Source organism: Caballeronia sp. M23-90, assembly GCF_053574605.1.
The window spans coordinates 1-5,135 of record NZ_JBSIPA010000459.1 but is presented as its reverse complement, the minus strand read 5'-3'; the positions used below and the strand labels follow the sequence as shown (position 1 = coordinate 5,135).

Annotated in this window: 5 protein-coding genes and 1 pseudogene; 5 read left to right on the top strand and 1 reads right to left on the bottom strand. The window is 60.1% G+C overall.

All coding sequences use genetic code 11. The features are described from left to right. From ACRXB1_RS29890 to ACRXB1_RS29870, 5 genes and pseudogenes are all read left to right on the top strand, one after another. Positions 1–148, top strand: a pseudogene (locus tag ACRXB1_RS29890) (ribokinase); the annotation flags it as partial. A gap of 16 nt (positions 149–164) precedes the next feature. Further along, positions 165–1,199 carry an ABC transporter permease gene (locus tag ACRXB1_RS29885; protein WP_174363724.1) on the top strand — a complete coding sequence of 345 codons (1,035 nt, stop codon included), beginning with the start codon at positions 165–167 and terminating at the stop codon, positions 1,197–1,199. Positions 1,200–1,251: 52 nt separating this feature from the next. Then, positions 1,252–2,256, top strand: coding sequence for an autoinducer 2 ABC transporter substrate-binding protein (locus ACRXB1_RS29880; RefSeq protein WP_062001296.1), 1,005 nt, complete (start codon positions 1,252–1,254; stop codon positions 2,254–2,256). A gap of 92 nt (positions 2,257–2,348) precedes the next feature. Then, entirely contained in the window at positions 2,349–3,875 is a 1,527-nt protein-coding gene (locus tag ACRXB1_RS29875) for a sugar ABC transporter ATP-binding protein (protein ID WP_449494090.1), read from the top strand. Further along, on the top strand, positions 3,872–4,933 hold the full coding sequence (locus tag ACRXB1_RS29870; protein ID WP_174362624.1) for an ABC transporter permease: 1,062 nt from the start codon (positions 3,872–3,874) through the stop codon (positions 4,931–4,933). The genes ACRXB1_RS29875 and ACRXB1_RS29870 overlap by 4 nt, the downstream gene beginning before the upstream one ends. Positions 4,934–4,949: 16 nt before the next feature. Here ACRXB1_RS29870 and ACRXB1_RS29865 read toward each other — a convergent pair whose 3' ends face one another. Beyond that, positions 4,950–5,123: a hypothetical protein gene (locus ACRXB1_RS29865; RefSeq protein WP_449494089.1), complete on the bottom strand. Its 174-nt coding sequence runs from the start codon at positions 5,121–5,123 to the stop codon at positions 4,950–4,952. Between the last annotated feature and the right edge of the window lie 12 nt (positions 5,124–5,135).

Here is a 5,135-nt window from a genome sequence, read left to right as displayed (position 1 = left end):
TCTCGCACGCGGCGAAAGCGCGCTCGACGCCGTACGTTTCGGCTGCGCGCTCGCAAGCCTGTCGGTCACGCGTGCGGGTACTGCACCGTCCATGCCAAAGCTCGCCGAAATCCACGCCGTACTCGGCGAACCAGCTCAACATTCCTGAACCGAGGAGCGCCTGGATGTTTGCATCGAAATTGCTCGCTGACCGGCAACTGAATTTCCTGGTCGCGGTGAACCTGCTGGTCGTGATCGTTGCGACGGTTTTATCGCACGGACAGTTCGTCGATATCGACAACCTCCAGTCGATGGGCAGCCAGTTGCCCGAACTCGGCCTGCTCGCGCTCGGCATCATGCTTTCGATGGTATCGGGCAATGGCGGTATCGACTTGTCGGGCGTGGCGCTCGCCAATCTTTCGGGCATGGTCGCGGCGCTGTTGCTGCCCATGTTCATCTCCGCCGACAACTCGCCTGTGCTTTACACAGCCGTGTTCTGCACGATCACGGTGGCGCTCGGTTTGATCGGCGGATTGATGAACGGCGTGATCATCGCGCGCCTGAAACTCACGCCGATTCTTTGCACGCTGGGTACGTCGTTGTTGTTTACCGGAATTGCCGTCGTGCTCAGCAACGGCGCGTCGGTGCGCGTCGAATATCTCGATGCGCTTTCAGCGATCGGCAACGGCACCTTCCTGGAAGTACCCATATCGCTCTGGATCTTCGTGGCAACCGTTTTGTTGCTCGGCTGGTTGCTCAAGCGCACGCCGTTCGGCCTGCGTCTCTATCTGATGGGCACGAATCCGAAAGCTGCGTTCTACGCAGGCATTCCGCGTGACCGCATGCTGATTCTCACGTACGGCATGTGCGGCGTGCTGGCATCGCTCGCGGGGTTGATCAGCGCGACGCATACCTCGAGCGCGAAATGGGATTACGGCAACTCGTACCTGCTGATCGCGATCCTGATTGCGGTGATGGGCGGCGTGAATCCGGCGGGCGGATATGGGCGCATCGTGTGCGTGTTCCTGGCCGCGACCGTGCTGCAATTTTTATCGAGCCTGTTCAATTTGCTCGGCGTGTCGCAGTTCTTCGGCGATTGCGCCTGGGGCTTTCTACTGCTGGCATCGCTGGCGCTCGCCGGCGGAGAACGCGTGCGCGCGATCTTCGGACTGGGCGGCGCGGCGCCCGTGATCAAGGTGCCGAAACCGCCCGCCGCCTGAATTTCGATTCATCTCATGTGCTGTACATACAAACCATAACGGAGACAAACGCATGAAACTCAATCGCATTGCCATCGCACTCGCTGCTGTCACGCTGACTGGCGGCATCATTGCCGCGGCCCACGCCGCGACCAACGAAACCATCGTCACGGTGGTGAAGGTCACGGGTATCAACTGGTTCAACCGGATGGACGACGGCGTGAAGGAATTCGCCAAGGACAATCCCGGCGTGAACGCGTATCAGACGGGTCCGGGACGCGCGGACGCGGCGCAGCAACTGAAGATCATCGAAGACTTGATCGCGAAGAAGGTCACGGCGATCGCAGTCGTTCCCTACGACCCGCCGACGCTCGAACCGGCGCTGAAGAAGGCGATGGATCGCGGCATCAAGGTCGTCACGCATGAAGCCGACAACGCCAAGAACACGATGGTCGATATCGAAGCGTTCGACAACACCGCGTATGGCGCGGGCCTGAACGAACGTCTGGCGAAGTGCATGGGTTCGCAAGGCAAATGGGCGGTGCTGGTCGGTTCTCTCGGTAGCCGTTCGCAGGTCCAGTGGGCGGATGGCGGTATTGGCAATGCGAAGCAGAAGTACCCGAAGATGGACCTTGTCGAGCCGAAACTCGAAACCAATAACGACGGCGAACGTGCTTATCAGGTCGCGAAGGAAGTGCTGCGCAAGCACCCTGACCTGACTGGCTTCCAAGGGTCGTCGTCGCTGGATGTGATCGGCATTGGCCGTGCGGTGGAAGAGGCGGGCAAGGTCGGCAAGATCTGCGTGTACGGCACGGGCCTGCCGACCGAAGCCGGCAAGTTCCTTGAAAGCGGCGCGGTCAACGGCATTGCGTTCTGGGATCCGAAGCTTGCGGGTATCGCGATGAACAAGGTCGCGAAGATGCTCGTGGATGGCAAGACAGTCGAGAACGGCGCGGACCTGGGTATCGTCGGATACAACAAGGTCACCGTGAGCAAGGGTCCGGGCAAGGGCATCATCGTGCGCGGAACGGGCTGGGTTGACGTCGACAAGACCAACTACAAGCAGTATCCGTTCTGATCTTGGCTGGCAGGACGCAAGGCGTGCACGGTGTCCCGAAGGGCGCCATGCACGCTGTCATCAGGAAGCTTGAAAGGGTTGAAGGTTCAGTGATGAGTACAGTGCCGCTTCTCGAAGTCGTCGATATCCATAAGCGCTTTACCGGCGTGTATGCGCTGCGTGGCGTGAGCCTTTCTTTCGAGCGCGGGCAGATCTATCACCTGCTCGGCGAGAACGGCTGCGGCAAGAGCACGTTGATCAAGATCATCTCCGGTGCGCAACCGCCCGATCAGGGTGAGCTTGTCATCGAAGGCGCACGGCATGCGCGGCTCGCACCGCTCGAGGCGTTGTCGGCGGGTATCGAAACCGTGTATCAGGATCTTTCGCTGCTGCCGAACATGAGCGTGGCGGAGAACGTCGGCCTGACTTCGGAACTCGCGGCGCATGGCGGACGCCTTGCGCGGACGTTTGATCGCAAGGCACTGGCACGCACGGCGGCGCGTGCGCTGGAAGCAGTAGGCCTTCCCGGCGATGCCGATTTCCAGGCGACGTTGATCGAACAATTGCCGTTGGCTACGCGCCAGCTCGTGGCTATTGCACGCGCGATTGCGAGCGAAGCGAAGTTCGTCATCATGGATGAACCCACGACATCGCTTACGCAAAAGGAAGTCGATAACCTGATCGCGGTGCTTGCAAAACTGCGCGCCGACGGCGTCGCAGTGCTGTTCGTGAGTCACAAGCTGGACGAGTGCTACGCAATCGGCGGTGAAGTGATCGTGTTGCGCGACGGCCAGAAGATGGCGCAGGGTCCTATCGAAAATTATACGAAGGCGCAGATTGGCGAGTTGATGACGGGCAAGCAGTTATCGAACGAGCGCTACAGGAAGGCCGAGGTCATGGACGGCCGTGAGATCGTGCTCGATGTGAAGAGCCTGTCGCGTTCGCGCCAGTTCGCCGATGTCACGTTCTCGCTGCATCGCGGAGAAATTCTCGGCGTGACCGGTCTGCTCGATTCCGGGCGCAACGAACTCGCGCGGGCGCTTGCGGGCGTCGCACCCGCGGACAGCGGGACGGTGACGCTGGATGGTTCAATCGTGCGGCTCAAAACGCCGTCCGATGCCAAGTGGCAACGCGTAGGTTATGTGCCGGAAGACCGCCTGAACGAAGGGCTTTTCCTCGACAAGTCCATTCGCGACAACGTCATCACCGCGTTGATTTCGAGCTTGCGCGACCGCTTCGGACAAGTCGACAAAAAGCGCGCCCGTGAACTTGCCGAACGCACCGTGAAGGACTTGCAGATTGCAACGCCCGACGTGGACAAACCCGTGCAATCGCTTTCGGGCGGCAACCAGCAACGTGTATTGATCGGCCGATGGCTTGCCATCGATCCACGCGTTCTGATCCTGCATGGACCGACCGTTGGCGTGGACGTGGGATCGAAGGACATCATTTATCGCATCATGCAGCGGCTGGCGGAGCAGGGCATTGGCATCATCCTGATCAGCGACGACCTGCCCGAGTTGCTGCAGAACTCCGACCGGATCCTGATGATGAAGAAAGGCCGTGTATCGGACGAGTACAGAGCCGAAGACTTGACCGAGGCCGATCTTTATCACGCACTACTTTCAGAGGCAGCATGAGCGAGTCAATTCATCGCGTTGCTCAGACATCGCAGATCAAGCCGCCATTGGCCGAAGTCGCACCGCAAGTGCGGCAGTTGAGCTTTACCGCGCGGCTGGTGCGCAATCCGGAGTGGTTCACGCTCGGGCTGATCATCATCACGTGTCTTGTGGTCGGCACGCTGAACCCGCGCTTCTTCCAGTTCGCGACCATCTTCGATTTGCTGCACTCGGGCACGACCGTGTCGTTGTTTGCGCTGGGGACGCTCGTGGTGCTGGCGTCGGGCGGTATCGATGTGTCGTTCACCGCGATTGCCGCTTTCACGATGTACTCCATCACCAAGGCCGTGTTTGCGTGGTGGCCGGATGCGCCGTTTGCGCTGATTCTTTTATGTGGCGCGCTCGGCGGCGTGGTGTTGGGGTTGATCAACGGCGTGCTCGTGCATCGGCTGAAAGCGCCTTCGCTGATCGTGACAATCGGCACGCAGTACCTGTATCGCGGCCTGTTGCTGACGTTCGTGGGAACGCAGTTCTTCATGAACATCCCGCACAGCATGGATAGCTTCGGGCGTTTGCCGCTCTTTTTCTATCACACGAACGATGGCCTTCGCGCGGTGTTGCCGGTATCGGTGATTGCGTTGTTCGTGGCAGCGGTCGTGACGTGGTGGCTGCTGAATCGAACGATGATGGGACGCGGCGTGTACGCAATGGGCGGAAGCTTGCCGATCGCCGAGCGGCTCGGCTACAACCTGCGCTCAATTCATTTGTTCGTGTTCGGATACACGGGGATGCTGGCAGGGATCGCGGGGATTCTGCACGTATCGACCAATCGATTGGCGAATCCGTTTGATCTGGTGGGCACGGAGCTGGATGTGATCGCCGCGGTGATTCTAGGCGGGGCGAGGATTACCGGCGGGACGGGTACGGTTGTTGGCACGCTGTTGGGCGTGGTGCTCGTGACGCTTATCAACAGCGTGCTGATTCTGGTCGGCGTGCCGAGTACCTGGCAGAAGGTGATTATCGGCGCGTTCATTCTGGTCGCCGGAACGTTGTTTGCGCTGGGCAGGCGCGCGAGGTAAAACCTCGCACCCTTCATCAATCGAACTTGACCAGATCCTGAAAAATCAAGTGGCCCCACGTGCGGCCCTTTGCCTGGATGAGCAGGCCGCCTTCGCCGATCTTCCCGAGTTCGATCGGCGCAAACCCAAGCCGGTCTACCAGCTTCGCCACCGACGCGCTGGCCGCGTCGTCATCGCCTGCGACGAACACGACCACGCATCA

Excerpts from the sequence above, each read along its gene's own strand:
- ACRXB1_RS29885 (WP_174363724.1), top strand. The coding sequence starts at position 165 with ATGTTTGCATCGAAATTGCTCGCTGACCGGCAACTGAATTTCCTGGTC.
- ACRXB1_RS29880 (WP_062001296.1), top strand. The coding sequence starts at position 1,252 with ATGAAACTCAATCGCATTGCCATCGCACTCGCTGCTGTCACGCTGACT.
- ACRXB1_RS29875 (WP_449494090.1), top strand. The coding sequence starts at position 2,349 with ATGAGTACAGTGCCGCTTCTCGAAGTCGTCGATATCCATAAGCGCTTT.
- ACRXB1_RS29870 (WP_174362624.1), top strand. The coding sequence starts at position 3,872 with ATGAGCGAGTCAATTCATCGCGTTGCTCAGACATCGCAGATCAAGCCG.